The organism is Burkholderia sp. JPY481 (assembly GCF_038900515.1).
Classification (GTDB): Bacteria; Pseudomonadota; Gammaproteobacteria; order Burkholderiales; family Burkholderiaceae; genus Paraburkholderia; species Paraburkholderia youngii.
Window position 1 is genome coordinate 125,037 of the sequence record NZ_JAYMRT010000011.1, and the last position, 16,759, is coordinate 141,795.

At 63.3% G+C, this 16,759-nt stretch carries 15 protein-coding genes; 9 read left to right on the forward strand and 6 right to left on the reverse strand.

The features are described 5' to 3' along the window. Positions 1-7: 7 nt before the first annotated feature. From VSR82_RS24765 to VSR82_RS24775, 3 genes are all read left to right on the forward strand, one after another. Positions 8-688, forward strand: coding sequence for a CsgG/HfaB family protein (locus tag VSR82_RS24765; protein ID WP_368582324.1), 681 nt, complete (start codon positions 8-10; stop codon positions 686-688). 71 nt (positions 689-759) lie between these two features. Beyond that, positions 760-1,128 carry a DUF4810 domain-containing protein gene (locus VSR82_RS24770; RefSeq protein ID WP_429455808.1) on the forward strand — a complete coding sequence of 123 codons (369 nt, stop codon included), beginning with the start codon at positions 760-762 and terminating at the stop codon, positions 1,126-1,128. A gap of 10 nt (positions 1,129-1,138) precedes the next feature. Then, complete coding sequence (locus VSR82_RS24775) at positions 1,139-1,804, forward strand: DUF799 domain-containing protein (RefSeq protein ID WP_429455807.1); 666 nt, start codon at positions 1,139-1,141, stop codon at positions 1,802-1,804. Positions 1,805-2,075: 271 nt separating this feature from the next. On the opposite strand, the gene VSR82_RS24780 is transcribed toward VSR82_RS24775, so the two are convergent. Together VSR82_RS24780 and VSR82_RS24785 are read right to left on the reverse strand one after the other, a co-directional pair. After that, a complete protein-coding gene (locus tag VSR82_RS24780) occupies positions 2,076-2,378 on the reverse strand; it encodes a DUF4148 domain-containing protein (RefSeq protein ID WP_013092193.1) in 303 nt (100 codons plus the stop codon). 210 nt (positions 2,379-2,588) lie between these two features. Then, complete coding sequence (locus VSR82_RS24785; protein ID WP_410849476.1) at positions 2,589-3,593, reverse strand: LysR family transcriptional regulator; 1,005 nt, start codon at positions 3,591-3,593, stop codon at positions 2,589-2,591. 173 nt (positions 3,594-3,766) lie between these two features. Here VSR82_RS24785 and VSR82_RS24790 point away from each other — a divergent pair, with 173 nt between their 5' ends. The 6 genes from VSR82_RS24790 to VSR82_RS24815 all read left to right on the forward strand — a co-directional run bounded on the left by VSR82_RS24790 (position 3,767) and on the right by VSR82_RS24815 (position 13,544). Then, on the forward strand, positions 3,767-4,633 hold the full coding sequence (locus VSR82_RS24790) for an alpha/beta hydrolase (RefSeq protein ID WP_429455806.1): 867 nt from the start codon (positions 3,767-3,769) through the stop codon (positions 4,631-4,633). Between the two features lie 34 nt (positions 4,634-4,667). Further along, on the forward strand, positions 4,668-5,894 hold the full coding sequence (locus VSR82_RS24795; RefSeq protein ID WP_410849475.1) for an efflux RND transporter periplasmic adaptor subunit: 1,227 nt from the start codon (positions 4,668-4,670) through the stop codon (positions 5,892-5,894). Between the two features lie 43 nt (positions 5,895-5,937). After that, positions 5,938-9,123: an efflux RND transporter permease subunit gene (locus VSR82_RS24800; RefSeq protein WP_368582331.1), complete on the forward strand. Its 3,186-nt coding sequence runs from the start codon at positions 5,938-5,940 to the stop codon at positions 9,121-9,123. 13 nt (positions 9,124-9,136) lie between these two features. Further along, positions 9,137-10,771 (forward strand): efflux transporter outer membrane subunit, encoded by a 1,635-nt coding sequence (locus VSR82_RS24805; RefSeq protein WP_429455804.1) that lies wholly within the window; start codon positions 9,137-9,139, stop codon positions 10,769-10,771. A 186-nt stretch (positions 10,772-10,957) separates the two neighbouring features. Beyond that, positions 10,958-12,157: an acyl-CoA dehydrogenase family protein gene (locus tag VSR82_RS24810; RefSeq protein WP_429455803.1), complete on the forward strand. Its 1,200-nt coding sequence runs from the start codon at positions 10,958-10,960 to the stop codon at positions 12,155-12,157. A gap of 58 nt (positions 12,158-12,215) precedes the next feature. Beyond that, positions 12,216-13,544 carry an Nramp family divalent metal transporter gene (locus VSR82_RS24815; protein ID WP_498858136.1) on the forward strand — a complete coding sequence of 443 codons (1,329 nt, stop codon included), beginning with the start codon at positions 12,216-12,218 and terminating at the stop codon, positions 13,542-13,544. A gap of 147 nt (positions 13,545-13,691) precedes the next feature. Here VSR82_RS24815 and flhC read toward each other — a convergent pair whose 3' ends face one another. The 4 genes from flhC to VSR82_RS24835 form a co-directional block, all read right to left on the reverse strand. Next, the gene (flhC, locus tag VSR82_RS24820) at positions 13,692-14,261 is read right to left on the reverse strand and encodes a flagellar transcriptional regulator FlhC (protein WP_368582334.1); all 570 of its coding nucleotides are present in this window, start codon (positions 14,259-14,261) and stop codon (positions 13,692-13,694) included. Positions 14,262-14,275: 14 nt separating this feature from the next. Beyond that, positions 14,276-14,596, reverse strand: a complete 321-nt coding sequence (gene flhD, locus VSR82_RS24825) for a flagellar transcriptional regulator FlhD (protein WP_018434215.1) — start codon at positions 14,594-14,596, stop codon at positions 14,276-14,278. A gap of 724 nt (positions 14,597-15,320) precedes the next feature. Beyond that, positions 15,321-15,857: a GNAT family N-acetyltransferase gene (locus VSR82_RS24830; RefSeq protein WP_368582335.1), complete on the reverse strand. Its 537-nt coding sequence runs from the start codon at positions 15,855-15,857 to the stop codon at positions 15,321-15,323. Between the two features lie 45 nt (positions 15,858-15,902). Beyond that, complete coding sequence (locus VSR82_RS24835; RefSeq protein ID WP_429455801.1) at positions 15,903-16,751, reverse strand: helix-turn-helix domain-containing protein; 849 nt, start codon at positions 16,749-16,751, stop codon at positions 15,903-15,905. Between the last annotated feature and the right edge of the window lie 8 nt (positions 16,752-16,759).

Sequence of the window (16,759 nt, forward strand, 5' to 3'; positions counted from 1 at the left end):
AAGCAAAATGAAGTTATCCAAAACATATGCGCTGGGAACCGTGGCTGTTGCCGTCGTGGTGGCGCTGGGCGGATGTGCAACCGAGTCGTCGCGCTCACTACCGGTGCCGCCCGTCGCCAGCGCGCAGAAGCCAGCGGTGGGCCAAGCCATCGGCATTTCAGTCGGCAAGTTCGACAACCGCTCGAGCTATATGCGCGGCATCTTCTCGGACGGGGTTGACCGTCTCGGTGGTCAGGCCAAGACCATCTTGATCACGTCTCTCCAGCAGAGCGGCCGCTTCAATGTGCTCGATCGCGACAACCTCGACGAAATCCGCCAGGAAGCGGGCTTCCTCAAAAAGGCCCAGTCGATCAAGGGTGCGCGCTTCGTCGTCACGGGCGATGTCACCGAGTTCGGTCGCAAAGAAGTTGGCGACCGGCAGCTGTTCGGCATCCTCGGCCGCGGCAAGAGTCAGGTGGCCTATGCAAAGGTCAGCCTGAACGTCGTCGATACGACGACATCCGAAGTCGTCGCGTCGAGCCAGGGCGCGGGTGAATTCAGTCTTTCGAACCGTGAAGTCATCGGTTTCGGCGGCACGGCCAGCTACGACTCCACACTGAACGGCAAGGTGCTCGATCTGGCGATCCAGGAGGCCGTCAATCACCTGGTCGAGCAGGTCGATGCAGGGACGCTCAAGGCCGCACAGTAAGTGCGTGCTGGTCTATTGCGTTCGATCCACGTTCAACCGCACCAGCAATCAACTTGATGACGCGATTCACGATGAAACATAACCGCATGATGCGGGGAATCTATTTGCCAGTAACGACGGCAGCCATGCTTCTCTCCGGATGCGCGGCGAACAGTCCCCAGCCGCTTTATCAATGGACCGGCTACCAGCCGGCCGTGTACGACTATCTGAAGGGAGAAAAGGCACCGCAGGAGCAGATCGAGGCGCTCGAAAAATCCCTCCAGGACATCCGCGGCAACGGGCACACGCCGCCGCCCGGATTCCATGCACAACTGGGCATGTTGTACGCGAGTGTCGGCAACGACACCCAGGCCATGCAGGAGTTCGAGTCCGAGAAGCAACTGTTTCCGGAATCCTCGACCTACATGGACTTCCTGATGAAGAAACCGAAACAGCCCTGAGCGAGCCACCATGTTCAAGATCTTTTCCTTCAAGCTCGGCTTTGCCCTGTCGACGGTCGCACTGCTGGCCGCGTGCGCGCAACCTGTGAAGCACGCCGACTACACGGCGTTCAAAAACAGCCGGCCGCACTCGATCCTGTTGCTGCCCCCGACCAACGAAACGGCGGACGTACAGGCGACAAACAGCATGCTCTCGCAGATGACGATGCCGCTCGCCGAATCTGGCTACTACGTGATACCGGTGGCGGTGATGGATGAAACGTTCAGGCAGAACGGCCTGACCATGGCGGCGGAGATCGAAGCGACCTCGCCTGCGAAGCTGCGCGAAATCTTCGGTGCCGACGCGGCCCTGTATTCGAAGATCACGCAGTACGGTACCGTGTACCACGTCGTCGACAGTGCGACAGTCGTCACGGCATCCGCCCGGCTGGTCGATCTCAAGAGCGGTGACGTGCTATGGCAGGGTAGTGCCAGCGCCAACAGCAACGAGGGCAACAACTATGCTGGAGGTGGCCTGATCGGCATGCTCGTCACGGCTGCAGTCAAGCAGATTGCGGATTCGCTGACGGACAAGGGCCACGATATCGCTGGCGTGACGAGCTATCGGCTTCTGCATGCCGGGCCGCCGAACGGACTGCTGTACGGGCCACGTTCACCCAAATACGGCACCGATTGAACGCTCCTAGGTCAGCAAAAAACGGCTTGCGCTTTCGATCGCTTCAATGCAAATGCGCCCGCGAAGCCACTTCGCGGGCGCATAACGGCGAGTGCCGAGAACGACAGAAAGCCAACACTCAACGCTGTACCGGCCGATACGGCGTCCACACGGGCGTATCGGTATCCCAGTTATCGAGTTCCGAGGGTGTCATGATGTGCTCCTTGATGAAGAGGCGCGCGCTTCTCGTGCGGCAGGCGCGCCGGTTTCCGAATCAACTTCTGCTAACTCGTTACTGGCCCTTCGCGACCCGCGTCACTTCGCCGTTCGTCCCTTCCTGCAACGCGATGCGCGCGGCCTGTGTCTGGCCGATCAGGCCTTTGTTCGGATACGAGGTGCGATTCAGCGAGGGCAGCGAGCCGTCGCGATACGCGGCGACCAGTTCGGCCTTGACCTCGGCGCGGGTCTTCGTGCTCGCGCTCGGCGCCGGTTGCGTGTCATAGGTTCCTGCACGGCCGATACTGCCGCCTTCCGCAAATGCCGGAACGCTGACGAGCAGCGAAAGGGCGAGGCCTGCCAACAGATTGCGTTTCATGATTCACTCCTGTCGATTCATTGGCAGCGTGATGGCGCTGCGACAGGGTGAAATGTAGACGTTGACGCGTCGCGGATAAATCGCGGTTTTGCGAAATGAATTGTCGCGATTCAGGAACAATCGCGAGCGAGCCTTGCAGGAGCCGTGCGATTGCTCGGTTGCCGCGGCATTGGCGCCGCGGCTGGAATTCACTGTTTCAATTAGCGTACTTCAGGCGACCCATTCTGACATCACCGGCGTGTCGAGTGCCGGCGCGGACTCGCGCTGCTCGAACGTGCGCTTCGTGCAGGTGGCGTCGAGACTGCCGCGTCCGCTCAGCAACGGGCACCGATCGAACAGCTCCGCAATCCAGTCTACGAAAACGCGGACTTTCGGCGACAGATGACGACTGTGCGGATAGACTGCCGAAATCGGCATCGGCAAAGGTTTCAGTTCCGGCAGTACTTCGACGAGCTGGCCCGAGCGCAGATGCGGCAGCACCATGAAGAGCGCGGGCTGAATCAGACCGAAGCCTTCGAGTCCGCAGGTCACGTAAGCGTCGGCGTCGTTGACCGACACGATCCCCTTCATTTTCACTTCCACCTCGTTGCCGTTCACGAGGAACGCCCAATCGAGTGTTCGTCCCGTGCGGCTGGAGAAGTAGTTGACGGCTTTGTGATTCTCGAGATCCTCGAGCGAAGTGGGCATGCCCGCGCGTTTGATGTACTCGGGTGACGCGCAGGTCACGCCCTCGAACAGACCGATGCGGCGTGCGACCAGTGACGAATCCTGCAGCGCGCCGACGCGTACCACGCAATCCACGCCTTCCTGCAGCAGATCGACGGGCCGGTCGGTCAGGCCCAGTTGCAGATCGATGTCCGGATAGCGCGTATGGAATTCGCACAGCGCCGGAATCACGAGCAGACGGCCAATCGAGCCCGGCATGTCGATGCGCAGCTTGCCGTGCGGCTTCTTGTTGCCGCTCTGGAAACTCGCCTCGGTCTCTTCGACGTCAGCAAGGATGCGCACGCAGCGCTCGTAGTACGCGGCGCCATCGGGCGTGAGCGAAAGACGGCGGGTGGTCCGGTGCATCAGCCGCGTGCCGAGAAACGCTTCGAGATTCTGAATAATCGTAGTAACCGATGCGCGCGGCAGGTCGAGCGTCTCCGCTGCGCGGGTAAAGCTGTTGGTGTCGACGACACGTGTGAACACTTGCATGGCCTGAAGCCGGTCCATTGCAAACCTCCAGTAGGGGCGGGTGCGCAGGCGGGAATGGTCCGCAAAAACAATCGCAATGGGATTGTTCAAAGGCACCGAATTGTGTTGCCGGATTATAGGCATTTATTTGCGAGTCTGCTGAACCCACAATTCGCACCATTGAAGTTCTATGCGCATTTGCGCGGCTCGACATGGATGCATTCAAATCGCCGTACCCGTCCGTTTCCATCGGCGTTTGCGCCGAAGACACTGACGCTGAGGCCAATGACGCAACGCTTGAAGTCACCGACGTGGGTATCGACGGGTACGCTCAGCCCATTACGTTGCGCCTGTATCGGCTGACGAAAAAAACCGCATTGCCGGTATTGCTTTATTTTCACGGCGGCGGCTTTACGAAAGGTTCGATCGAATGCGCGGACTTCGCCGCGCGGTATTTCGCAGAACGCTTACCGGCGCTGGTGGTGTCGGTCGGCTATTCGCTCGCGCCGCGGTTTCCGTTTCCAGCCGCGCCGGAAGATGCGCATCGCGCGGCGCTGTGGGTGCAGACGCGGGCGCGAGCGTTTGGTGGCAATAGCAGAAAGATCGGTGTGGCGGGCCATGACGCGGGCGGCCAACTCGCCAATTGTCTGGCGTTCATTGCGCGCGATCGTGGCGACGTGCAGATCAGCGCGCAGGCGCTGTTCGGTCCGATGCTCGACCCGAGCCTGACGCGGCTTGGCGACGAGAAGCGGCTCGGTTCGGACATCACCGCGCGCGAGTGCGCCGCGTGTTATCGCGCGTATCTGCCGCAAGCGTCGCAGCGCATGCATCCGTATGCGGCGCCGCTCGAATCGTCGCGGCTCGCCGGGTTGCCAGCCACGCTGATCGCGACCGCGCAGAACGACGTGCTGCATGTCGAGGCCGAAAAGTATGCAAGCAATCTGATCGACGCGGGCGTGCAGACCCAGGTGGTGCGCTTCCCGAGCGTGTCGCACGCGGCGCTCGCCGATCATCCGCCCGCTTTGCAGGAAGCGGTGCGCTTTTTCCAGTGGCGCTTCGATGCGCGCGCTCATCGATAAACAGAAATTCAATCAACGATACCGGGAGCTACACATGACTATCCTTCCTCTTTCCCGCCGCCGCGTGGCGCTTGCCGCGCTAGTGGTCGTCGTTCTTGCCGGGCTGGGCACGTTCGGCGCGATCCGTGTGGATGCCAGTTCGCCGGCCGCGCCGACCATCGTGCCGGAAGTCGACGTGGCGACCGTCGTGCAGAAGACCATCACCGACTGGCAGTCGTATTCGGGCCGTCTCGAAGCCGTTCAGAAAGTGGACGTGCGTTCGCAGGTGCCAGGCACGATCGTGTCGGTCAACTTCAAGGACGGCGCGCTGGTGAAGCAGGGTGACACGCTGTTCGTCATCGATCCGCGTCCCTACGCGGCCGAAGTCGATCGCGCGGAAGCGCAGCTCGCGGCCGCGCAGGCGCGCACCGGCTACACGCAAAGCGACTGGGAACGCGCGCAACGGCTGATCGTCGACAACGCGATCGCCAAGCGCGACTACGACGAGAAGCAGAACGCCGCGCGCGAGGCGAGCGCGAACCTGAAGGCCGCGCAAGCCGCGCTCGAAACCGCGCGGATCAATCTCGGCTACACGAAGATCGTCGCGCCGGTATCGGGCCGCGTGTCGCGCGCGGAGATCACGGTCGGCAACGTCGTGTCGGCCGGCGCCAGCTCGGCGCCGCTGACCACGCTCGTGTCGGTGTCGCCGATCTACGCATCGTTCGACGCGGACGAGCAGACCTATCTGCAATACCTGAGCCGCGCGAAGGACGGCGGCAAGGTGCCGGTCGAACTCGGTCTCGCCGATGAATCCGGCTACTCGCGCAGCGGCACGATCGAGTCGGTCGACAACCGCCTCGATACGTCGTCGGGCACGATCCGCGTGCGCGCGAAGTTCGACAACGCGGACGGTGCGCTGATTCCGGGCCTCTACGCACGCGTCAAGGTGGGCGGCAGCGCCCCGCATCCGGCGCTGTTGATCGACGATGCCGCGGTCGGCACCGACCAGGACAAGAAGTTCGTGCTGGTCGTCGATCAAGGCAACCACGTGGTTTATCGCGAGATCACGACCGGTTCGATGCAGGGCAATCTGCGTGTCGTCAAGGACGGTTTGAAGGCGGGCGACCGCATCGTCGTCAACGGCGTTCAGCGTGTGCGCCCCGGCGATGCGGTGCGCGCGCACATGGTGCCGATGACGACCGACGACGACCCGAACAGCGCAGCGCTCGCACAATCGCACGGCAAGGCGGCGGCGGACACCGGCGCGAAGGGCAATTCGTGAGCCGCGTGTTCCAACGCGCATGTTCCAAAGTTAAGAGCTTCCAATGAACATATCCAAATTCTTCATCGATCGCCCGATCTTTGCAGGCGTGCTATCGGTATTGATCCTGCTTGGGGGCATCATCTCGCTGTTCAAGCTGCCCATCTCCGAGTACCCGGAAGTCGTGCCGCCTTCGGTGGTGGTGCACGCGCAGTATCCGGGCGCGAATCCGAAGGTCATCGCGGAGGCGGTCGCAGCTCCGCTCGAAGAGCAGATCAATGGTGTCGAGAACATGCTGTACATGCAGTCGCAGGCGAATAGCGACGGCAATCTGACGCTGACGGTCACCTTCAAGCTCGGCACCAATCCCGACCTCGCGACGCAGCTCGTGCAGAACCGCGTCAATCAGGCGCTGCCGCGTCTGCCGGAAGATGTGCAGCGGCTCGGTGTGACGACGATCAAGAGTTCGCCGACGCTGACGATGGTCGTGCACCTGATCTCGCCGAACGATCGCTACGACATGACGTATCTGCGCAATTACGCGCTGCTGAACGTGAAGGATCGGCTCGCGCGGATTCAGGGCGTCGGCGAAGTGCAGTTGTGGGGCTCGGGCGACTACGCGATGCGTATCTGGCTCGATCCGCAGAAAGTCGCGCAACGCGGTCTCACCGCAACTGAAGTCGTCAACTCGATTCGCGAGCAGAACATCCAGGTGGCGGCCGGTGTGATCGGTGCATCGCCGTCGGTGCCCGGCACGCAACTGCAGTTGTCGGTGAATGCGCGCGGCCGTTTGAAGACCGAGAGCGAGTTCGGCGACATCATCGTGAAGACCGCGCCCGATGGCGGCGTGACCTATCTGCGTGATATCGCGCGGATTGAGCTCGCGGCGTCGGAATACGGCCTGCGTTCGTTGCTCGACAACAAGCCCGCGGTTGCGCTCGCGATCAATCAGGCGCCGGGCGCGAACTCGCTCGCGATTTCGGAGCAGGTGCGCGCGGCTATGAAGGAGCTCGCGGTAGACATGCCGGCCGGCGTCGAATACCGGATCGTCTACGACCCGACGCAGTTCGTGCGTTCGAGTATCGAGGCGGTGATCCACACGCTGCTCGAAGCGATCGCGCTGGTCGTGATCGTCGTGATCGTGTTCCTGCAGACGTGGCGCGCGTCGATCATCCCGTTGATCGCGGTGCCGGTGTCGATCGTCGGCACGTTCTCGCTGCTGCTGGCGTTCGGTTTCTCGATCAACGCGTTGTCGTTGTTCGGCATGGTGCTCGCGATCGGTATCGTCGTCGACGATGCGATCGTCGTGGTGGAGAACGTCGAGCGCAACATCGAAAGCGGGCTCAGTGCGCGCGATGCGACCTACAAGGCGATGCGCGAAGTGAGCGGGCCGATCATCGCGATTGCGCTGACGCTCGTCGCCGTGTTCGTGCCGCTCGCGTTCATGACGGGTCTCACGGGCCAGTTCTACAAGCAGTTCGCGATGACCATCGCGATCTCGACGGTGATCTCGGCGTTCAATTCGCTGACGCTGTCGCCGGCGTTGTCCGCGCTGCTGTTGCGCAGCCACGGCGAGAAGGAGGACTGGCTGACGCGTGTGATGAACCGTGTGCTCGGCGGCTTCTTCAAGCGTTTCAACAAGGTCTTTCATCGTGGTTCGGAAGCCTATGGCCGCGGCGTGACCGGTGTGCTGCGCCGCAAGGGCGCGATGCTCGCGGTGTACGCGATCCTCGTCGGTGCAACCGTATTGATGGCGCGGATCGTGCCGGGCGGCTTCGTGCCCGCGCAGGACAAGGAGTATCTGATCGCATTCGCGCAGTTGCCGAACGGTGCGTCGCTCGATCGCACGGAGAAGGTGATCCGCGATATGAGTTCGATCGCGCTGAAGCAGCAGGGCGTCGAAAGCGCGGTGGCGTTCCCGGGTCTGTCGGTGAATGGCTTCACGAATAGTTCGAGCGCGGGCATCGTGTTCGTCACGCTGAAGCCGTTCAAGGATCGCGGCGACAAGAAGCTGTCGGCGGGCGCGATTGCCGGTGCATTGAACCAGCAGTACGGCGCGATCAAGGACTCGTTCGTCGCGGTGTTTCCGCCACCGCCGGTGCTCGGGCTCGGCACGCTCGGTGGCTTCAAGATGCAGCTCGAGGATCACGGCGCGGTCGGCTACGCCGAACTGAACAAAGCTGCCGAAGCATTCGTGAAGCGCGCGGCGCAAACGCCCGAACTTGGGCCGACATTCTCCAGCTATCAGATCAACGTGCCGCAACTGAACGTCGATCTCGATCGCGTGAAGGCGAAGCAGCTCGGCGTGCCGGTCACGGACGTGTTCGACACGATGCAGATTTACCTGGGCTCGCTGTACGTGAACGACTTCAACCGTTTCGGCCGCGTGTATCAGGTGCGTGTGCAGGCGGATGCGCCGTTCCGTCAACGCGCCGACGACATCCTGCAACTGAAGACGCGCAACGCGGCGGGCGAGATGGTGCCGTTGTCGTCGCTCGTCACGGTGACACCGACCTACGGGCCGGAGATGGTGGTGCGCTACAACGGCTACACGGCGGCCGACATCAACGGCGGCCCGGCGCCCGGCTTCTCGTCGGGACAGGCGCAGGCCGCGGCCGAGCGCGTGGCCGCCGAAGTGCTGCCGCGCGGCGTGAAGCTCGAATGGACCGACCTCACGTATCAGCAGATCCTCGCCGGCAACGCGGGCCTGTGGGTGTTCCCGATCAGCGTGCTGCTCGTGTTCCTCGTGCTCGCGGCGTTGTACGAAAGCCTGACGCTGCCGCTCGCGGTGATCCTGATCGTGCCGATGAGCGTGCTGTCCGCGCTGACCGGCGTGTGGCTCACCGGCGGCGACAACAACATCTTCACGCAGATCGGTTTGATGGTGCTGGTGGGCTTGTCGGCGAAGAACGCGATTCTGATCGTCGAGTTCGCGCGTGAGCTCGAACACGATGGACGCAGTCCGCTGCAGGCCGCGATCGAAGCGAGCCGTCTGCGTCTGCGGCCGATTCTGATGACGTCGATCGCTTTCATCATGGGCGTGGTGCCGCTGGTGCTGTCGAGCGGCGCGGGCTCGGAGATGCGTCACGCGATGGGCGTCGCGGTGTTCTTCGGCATGCTCGGCGTCACGCTGTTCGGCCTGATGCTGACGCCGGTGTTCTATGTGGTGCTGCGTTCGCTCGCGGGCGGGACGATACACGTCGCGCAGAAGGATGCGCCGCGCTATGGCGCGCCCGTTACGGACGCCTGAGGAGAAAACAACAATGAAACGCTTTGAATCTCGCTTTGCATCCTTGCGCGGATGGGGCCGCGCGGCCGCGAGCGGTTTGCTGATTGCGCTGCTGGCCGCTTGCTCGGTCGAGCCGACGTACAAGCGTCCCGACGTCGATACGCCGGCGGCGTTCAAGGAAGCGCCCGCGGTGAAGACGTCGGCTGCGGCGGCGTCGGGCGCGGCGCCTGGTTCGGCCGGGGCGGCACAAAACAACGGCACGTGGAAGCCGGCCGAACCCGCCGACAATGCGCTGCGCGGCGAATGGTGGAAGGTGTTCGGCGACCCGCAACTCGACGCGCTCGAAGAACAAGCTGCCGCGGCGAACCAGGACCTGAAGGCCGCGGCCGCGCGCGTGCAGCAGGCACGCGCGGTCACGCAGGCCGCGAAGTCCGACTGGTTCCCGAAGCTCGACGCGGGCTTCGGCCCGACGCGCGAACGCGCGTCGGCGGCATCGCAATTCCAGCCGGACAGTGCGGGCGGCACGACCGGCACGATCTGGCGCGCGCAGGTCGGCGCATCGTATGAAGCGGATCTGTTCGGGCGCGTCAGCTCGAACGTGAACGCGGCGCGTTCGGACGAGCAGCAGAGCGAAGCGCTGTTCCGTTCGGTGCAGCTGTCGTTGCAGGCCGACGTCGCGCAGAACTACTTCCAGTTGCGCGAGCTCGACACGGACCAGGAGCTGTACCGCCGCACCGTCGCGTTGCGCGAGGAGACGCTGAAGCTCGTCCAGCGGCGCTTCAAGGAAGGCGATATCAGCGAGCTGGATCTGTCGCGTTCGCGTAACGAGCTCGCCAGCGCGCGTGCCGATGCGGTCGGCGTCGCGCGGCAGCGGGCGGCCTCCGAGCATAGCCTCGCGATTCTGCTCGGCAAGCCGCCCGCGGATTTCACGTTCGCGGAACAACCGCTCGCGCTGGTGACGGTGCGCGTGCCGGCCGGTTTGCCGTCGGCGCTGCTCGAACGCAGGCCTGACATCGCAGCGGCCGAACGCGCGATGCAGGCAGCGAATGCCCGCGTCGGGCTCGCGAAGTCGGCGTTCTTCCCGAAGCTCGACATCACCGGTGCGTTCGGCTTTGAATCCGCGACGCTCGGCGATCTGTTCATGTGGTCTAGCCGCGCGTTCATCCTCGGTCCGGCCGTAGGTACCGCGCTGACGATGCCGATCTTCGACGGCGGCCGTCGCAAGGCCAATCTCGCTCAGGCGCGTTCGAAGTACGACGAGGACGTCGCTCAATATCGCCAGCAGGTGCTCGTGGCGTTCCGTGAAGTCGAAGACAATCTCGCCGATCTGCGTTTGCTCGACGATCAGATGCGCGAGCAGAACGACGCGGTCGAGGCATCGCAGCGCGCCGCGCATCTGTCGCGCACGCAGTACACGGAGGGCGCTGTCAGCTATCTCGACGTGATCGATGGTGAGCGGCAGGTGCTGCAGTCGCAATTGCAGGCGAGCCATCTGGCGGGCACGCAGGCTGTTGCAACCGTGAATCTGATTCGCGCGCTCGGTGGCGGTTGGGGCGATGTGACGGCGGGGAGTACGGCGGTGGGGGCGGTGCCGGTGCCGGTCGGTGCCTCCGGTTCCGCGGCTGAAGCTGCAGCCGTTTCGGCGCCACAGCAAGTGGCGAAGCGCTGAATTACTAACCTGTAGCAAGCGCTTCATCAAGCTCATCAATCACGCCGGGCCGCGCGCAAGCGCCGCCCGGCGTTTTTCATGCAAATCGTTTTTCGCGCTTTCCTTGTGCAAATCGCTTCGTAGACCACGTGCGCGCGGCTCCCTATCATCGTCCGATCCAGCCAACGACGAACCTAGGGCAAGCCAGTGACTTTCGTGCATGACGGCATCGAGCAGTTTCGCGAGCAGCAGCATCAGGATTGCGCGCGCGACCTCACCACACTGCTCGCCGCGTTGCGCGCGAGCGCCGCGCAGCGCGATCGCGAAGGCGGTCACGCCGCGCAGCAGAAGCAGTGGATCGCCGACGCGGGCCTGCTGACGCTCGCCGTGCCGCGCGAATTCGGCGGCGCGGGCGCGCGCTGGTCCGCGATCTACGACGTGGTGCGTGAGCTTGCGCGCGTCGATAGCGCGCTCGCGCATCTGGTCGGCTTCACCTGTCTGCAGGTGGTCAGCATCGACCTGTGGGGCAATTCACGGCAGCGCGAGAAATATCTGCGCGGCACCGTCGAGCATCGCTGGTGGTGGGGCAATGCGGTGAATCCACTGGATGCGCGTCTCGTTGCTACATCGACGCACGATGGCGGCTACCTGCTCGACGGCGAGAAAGGCTTCTGTTCCGGTACGCGCGGCTCGCAGATGATGACCGTGTCCGCGCACGATCCATCGACCGGCAAACCCGTATTCGCGGCGGTGCCGACCACGCGCGAAGGCATCACCGTTCACGATGACTGGGACCCGATCGGCCAGCGGCAGACCGACAGCGGCAGCGTGTCGTTCGCGCGGGTCAGGGTCGAGCCGCAAGAGGTGCTCGAACGACCCGACACGCCGCACGCGAGCCTGCGCACGCTGATCTCGCAACAGGTGCTGACCAATCTGTTCGTCGGGATCGCGCAGGGCGCGCTCGAAGAAGCGCGAGCGTACGTGCACGAACATGGCCGGCCGTGGATCGCGTCCGGCGTCGCCAAAGCGACCGACGACCCCTACCTGATCCAGCGCTTCGGCGAAATGCATATCCAGACGGTCAGCGCCGCGGCGCTGGCCGAGCGCGCCGCAAACGCGCTCGACGAAGCGTGGCAGCAACGCGCAACGCTCGATGCCGAGAGCCGTGCGCGGGTCGCGCTCGCAACATCGGAAGCGAAGATCGTCGCGCATCGGGCGGCGCTCGACATCGGCGAAAAGCTTTTCGACGCCTGCGGCGCACGCGCGACTCATGCGCCGCTCGCGCTCGATCGTTTCTGGCGCAACGCGCGCGTGCACACGCTGCACGATCCGCTCGACTACCGCGTGCGCGACGTCGGCCGCTACGCGCTGAGCGGGACATTGCCGGAGGTTTCTCTGTACACTTGAGGCCGTTTGCGACGCCCGCCCGAGGCGTCGCGTCGATTCCTCTCGAGAGATTTCCGGCTTGCTGTTCAAACTACCTACAACCGCCACAGCGCCGTTCTGTCCGTCCGAGGTCCAGGGCTCGGTCGCCGTCTCCGCGGGCGCGCCGTTCTGGAAGAAGATTCTGCAATTCGCGGGGCCCGGCCTGCTGATATCGATCGGCTATATGGACCCGGGCAACTGGGCCACCGCGATCGAAGCCGGTTCGCGCTTCGGCTACAGTCTGCTATTCGTCGTGCTGCTGTCGAGCCTCGCGGCGATGGCGCTGCAATGCCTGAGCATGCGGCTCGGTATCGCGACCGGGCGCGACCTCGCGCAACTGTCGAGCACGCGCTATTCGCCGGGCGTCGCGCGTGCGCACTGGCTGCTCGCGGAGCTGTCGATCATCGCCTGCGATCTCGCCGAAGTGCTCGGCGGCGCGCTTGCGTTTCATCTGCTGTTCAACTGCTCGCTGACCACCGGCGTGTTGCTCACCGCGTTCGACACGCTGATCGTGCTCGGCCTGAAGGGCAAGAATTTTCGCGATCTCGAAGCGATCATGCTCGGCCTGATCGCGACGATCGGCGTCGGCTACATCATCGAGCTTGCGCTCGTCAGGCCGCATTGGCCGTCGGTCGCGCAAGGGCTGATTCCGTCGTGGCAGGCGTTGAATTCGCGCGAGCCGATGTATCTCGCGATCGGCATTCTCGGCGCGACGGTGATGCCGCACAACCTGTATCTGCACTCGTCCATCGTACAGACGCGCGCGGTGAAGCGCGATTCGGCCAGCATCCGCTCGGCGATCGGCATGTCGCGTATCGACACGATCGCATCGCTCGTGCTCGCGGCGCTGATCAACATGGCGATCCTGATTCTCGCGGCCGCCGCGTTTCATGCGACGGGCCACAACCAGGTCACGCAGATCGAGGACGCCTACCGGCTGCTAGCGCCAATCGTCGGCACCGGCTTCGCCGCGTTCCTGTTCGCGATCACGCTGCTCGCGTCGGGACAAAGCTCGACGTTCACCGGCACCGTGGCGGGGCAGGTCATCATGGAAGGCTTCCTGAAGATGAAGATTCCGTGCTGGCAGCGGCGCTTCATCACGCGAGCGCTCGCGCTGATTCCGGCGCTGATCGGCGTGCGAATGCTCGGCAATGGCGCGGTCGGTCAACTGCTCGTCGCGAGTCAGGTCGTGCTGAGCCTGCAACTGCCGTTCGCACTTTATCCGCTGATCCGCATGACGAGCGACCGTTCGCTGATGGGCGAATTCGCCAACACGCTGCCGACGCGCCTGCTCGTGTGGACGCTATTTGTTGTGATCAGTGCCGCGAATCTGTGGCTCGTCGTCCAGACGGTGGGGCTGGCCGGTTGAGCTGACCGGCGGCGAAGATTCATTTGAACGCCGGTTGGCCCGGCGCGAAGGCGAAAAAAAATCCGCGCAGTTCAATCACTGCGCGGATCCACGTGAGCTTCGGTTTGAAACGGGTTGGCCGCGTCTCGCGACGGGCGCCTCGAGCGGTCAGGCGGCCTGCGCGGCCTGTGCCGCACCGAGCGCTTCCCGGCGCGCGGCGGCTGCCTTCTTCGTCTTGCCGGCACGCGACGGCGGCTGGCACGCGCCGCACACGACGTTGTGCTGCAGGTCGTGCTTATGCGCGACGAACTTGCCGGTACAGCGGCAGCACTTGGTCAGCTGCAGGATGTCCGCGTCGAAGAAACGCACGAGCGTCCACGCGCGCGTCAGATCGAGCACCGGCTCGGTTTCGCTGTGCTGACAGTGCTCGAGATACAACCGATATCCCTTGGTCAGCGCATCCAGATGCGAGCAGCGCGCTTCGTTCTTCAGGAACAGGTACGTGTTGTAGAACAGCGACGCGTGAATGTTCGCGAGCCACGTCATATACCAGTCCGCCGAAAACGGCAGCATGCCCTTGGGCGGCGATACGCCCTTGACCTCACGATACAGGCGGATCATACGGTCGCGCGACAGCGTGAGCTCGCTCTCTAGCACCTGCATGCGGGCGCCGAGCTCGATCAGTGCGATCGCGCGAAATACTTCCTGTGCATCTTCGGTCAGGCTTCGCTTGAGCATTGCAGTCATCTCGATCAGGCAAATTGCTCGGCGGGCTGGCCCGCAAGCAGAATCGCCGTGTGGGTCGGTGCAACTGCGGCGTGCTTCGTCGTTTGCGTCAACGCCGACAGCATCGCGTGGTCGTTGAAGCGGAAGAAGCACAAAAGCTGGTCGGAAGAGGCCAGCTTGACGATTTGCGCGAGCGACAGCCCGGCAAGCAAATCAGCCAGTTCCGACGACAGTCCCAGCCGGAACATTCCGACCGGTTTGTCCTCGCGCAACATACGTTGCGCGAGCATGATGTAAGACAAATTGATCTCGCGGATTGAATCCAGCGTCTCGCTGCTACGGTCCATTTTCTCTGTTTCCGAAGCCCCGAATTTCTATGTCGGCTTTGCGCCGTTATGTCTTTTCTGCCTCGCCGGAAACGCTGCCTCCGGCTACATGTTGCTACCTGCTACAGGCAGCGAACATTTGATACAAGACGTTACATTTCGTAACAGCTCGGGACGAATTGTATGAAGGGTAAAACCAGAAATCAATCCCTTCACAAAAAAATATCTCAAAAAGCCACACCATTTTTCGGTAAGTTTTTCACGTCGTTGTAATGAATGATGCCAACTGGGTTTTTAGCCTTCCGAGAGTCGCCTCTAATCCATGAAAACCCTTGCTGCGCGGGAATCTAGCGCGCTTGTCCCGGCCGCGCATTCGGGCCGCGAGGCCATCGGTAAATTCGTTTTGAATTGGAAAGGAAATGGAAAGCGATGGAAAAGACGGTAATAAATACTCGTCTTTCATGGCGTGTGAGGGACGGATGAGGGGTGTAACGGGTTGATGCGCCCCCAGTTACAACTATGCAAACTGGGGCGGGATTTGTAACGGCTCGATTGCTGATGGGCAGGCGGACCGGCGGATGCATTCGGCCCCGAGATCGAAAAGCGGTCGCAAACGTGTGCAGATTACGTTGCCGACGAAGACGGCGACGAGCCAGAGCCGTGCAGGATGCCTGACAGATGTTGCTGCATTGAGCGCTGATATTTACAACCTTGCCGAGGCACCGGAATCGGCCGCAGGTGAGCGCTATGCGAGGAATCTCGCCATCAGATCCTCGTCGTGGAATACGCCGTTGACGTCCAACGCGCCGACTTCGCACCCATATTTGCGAAAGCCGAGCGATTCATACAGTTTGCGCGCCGCGTCGTTGCGGCTACCCACGGTCAGTTGCACCTGCCGCAAACCGTCGACGCGCGCCGCGCGCGTCAACAACTCGCTGAGCAGCGCACGCCCGACCCCACGACCAGCCGCTTCCTGTGCGACATACATGCCGACCACGTTCGCCTTGTGACGTTCCTTGTGAGCCTGGTTGCGCCGCAGACCGACGACGCCGATCAACGGAGCATCCGCCGATGCATACGCGCCAAGCAGGAACGAGCCTTCCGCCTCCGAGCCCAGCAACGTCGCGTCATGCTGCGCGGGGCCTTTCGCGAGCGCTTCATCGTAGCTTTGTCCGAACGAAGCGGGATGCGCCTTCAGCCCGCGCAGACGAAGCTGGAAATAGGCGTCCCGGTCGGCGGGTCCGAGTTGGCGGATGAGCAGGGTGTCGGCGTTGACGGACATATCACTTGGTTCGTGCTGGGTCGGGCGGACGGGGTGCGCGAGAGACTAGCCGCGCTGGTGTTCGGCAAACTCGCGCAGCGCCGCCGCGGTTTGCTGATCCGCTGGAAAGAACGCCTCGATAGCGAGTTCCGACAGCGTAACGTCCACCGGCGTGCCGAACACCGTGGTAGTGCTGAAAAACGACAGCACGCCAAGCGGTGTGCGCAGCCGCAATGGCACGGCGATCTGGTTGAGGACGGCATCGTCCGGCATCGAGGCGTCGGCACCCGGCGGCGCGGGATAGCCGGCCAGTTCGTCGCGCAGCGCGCTCAGCGTGTCGTCGCCGCTGACGTCGATCTGCCGTTGCAGCCGGGCCAGCACATGCTCGCGCCATGCATGCCAGTTGATGATCGACGCCGCGATGCCTTGCGGATGCAGGCTCAGGCGCAGCGCGTTGACCGGCGGCTTGAGCAGTTCGGGGCTCGCGCCGCTCAACAACGGCGCAAGCGCATTGTTGGTCGCGACGATGGTCCAATGCCGGTCGATCGCGAGGGCCGGGTAGGGCTCGTGTCCCTTGAGGACCAGTTCGACGGCTTCGCGCGCGGCGGAGAGCTGCGGGTCGGAGAGCGGACGTTCGCGGAACAGCGGCGCGTAACCGGCCGCGACGAGCAGGGCATTGCGCGCGCGCAATGGCACGTCGAGACGCTCGGCGAGATGCATGACCATTTCCCGGCTCGGTAGTGCGCGCCCCGATTCGACAAAGCTCAGATGGCGCGTCGAAATGTCGGCCTCCGTGGCGAGCAGCAGCTGACTCATGCGCCGCCGTTGCCGCCATTCGCGGAGAAGTTCGCCGACCGCCCGAGTGCCTCTCGACGGGGATGACGAAGCCGTTTGTGCGATAGAGAGTGTGTTCATGCCACCGA

What these genes read in the sequence shown, in the direction of transcription:
- VSR82_RS24765 (WP_368582324.1), top strand. Translation starts at nt 8, where the DNA reads ATGAAGTTATCCAAAACATATGCGCTGGGAACCGTGGCTGTTGCCGTC.
- VSR82_RS24770 (WP_429455808.1), top strand. Translation starts at nt 760, where the DNA reads ATGAAACATAACCGCATGATGCGGGGAATCTATTTGCCAGTAACGACG.
- VSR82_RS24775 (WP_429455807.1), top strand. Translation starts at nt 1,139, where the DNA reads ATGTTCAAGATCTTTTCCTTCAAGCTCGGCTTTGCCCTGTCGACGGTC.
- VSR82_RS24780 (WP_013092193.1), bottom strand. Translation starts at nt 2,378, where the DNA reads ATGAAACGCAATCTGTTGGCAGGCCTCGCCCTTTCGCTGCTCGTCAGC.
- VSR82_RS24785 (WP_410849476.1), bottom strand. Translation starts at nt 3,593, where the DNA reads ATGGACCGGCTTCAGGCCATGCAAGTGTTCACACGTGTCGTCGACACC.
- VSR82_RS24790 (WP_429455806.1), top strand. Translation starts at nt 3,767, where the DNA reads ATGGATGCATTCAAATCGCCGTACCCGTCCGTTTCCATCGGCGTTTGC.
- VSR82_RS24795 (WP_410849475.1), top strand. Translation starts at nt 4,668, where the DNA reads ATGACTATCCTTCCTCTTTCCCGCCGCCGCGTGGCGCTTGCCGCGCTA.
- VSR82_RS24800 (WP_368582331.1), top strand. Translation starts at nt 5,938, where the DNA reads ATGAACATATCCAAATTCTTCATCGATCGCCCGATCTTTGCAGGCGTG.
- VSR82_RS24805 (WP_429455804.1), top strand. Translation starts at nt 9,137, where the DNA reads ATGAAACGCTTTGAATCTCGCTTTGCATCCTTGCGCGGATGGGGCCGC.
- flhC (WP_368582334.1), bottom strand. Translation starts at nt 14,261, where the DNA reads ATGCTCAAGCGAAGCCTGACCGAAGATGCACAGGAAGTATTTCGCGCG.
- flhD (WP_018434215.1), bottom strand. Translation starts at nt 14,596, where the DNA reads ATGGACCGTAGCAGCGAGACGCTGGATTCAATCCGCGAGATCAATTTG.
- VSR82_RS24830 (WP_368582335.1), bottom strand. Translation starts at nt 15,857, where the DNA reads ATGTCCGTCAACGCCGACACCCTGCTCATCCGCCAACTCGGACCCGCC.
- VSR82_RS24835 (WP_429455801.1), bottom strand. Translation starts at nt 16,751, where the DNA reads ATGAACACACTCTCTATCGCACAAACGGCTTCGTCATCCCCGTCGAGA.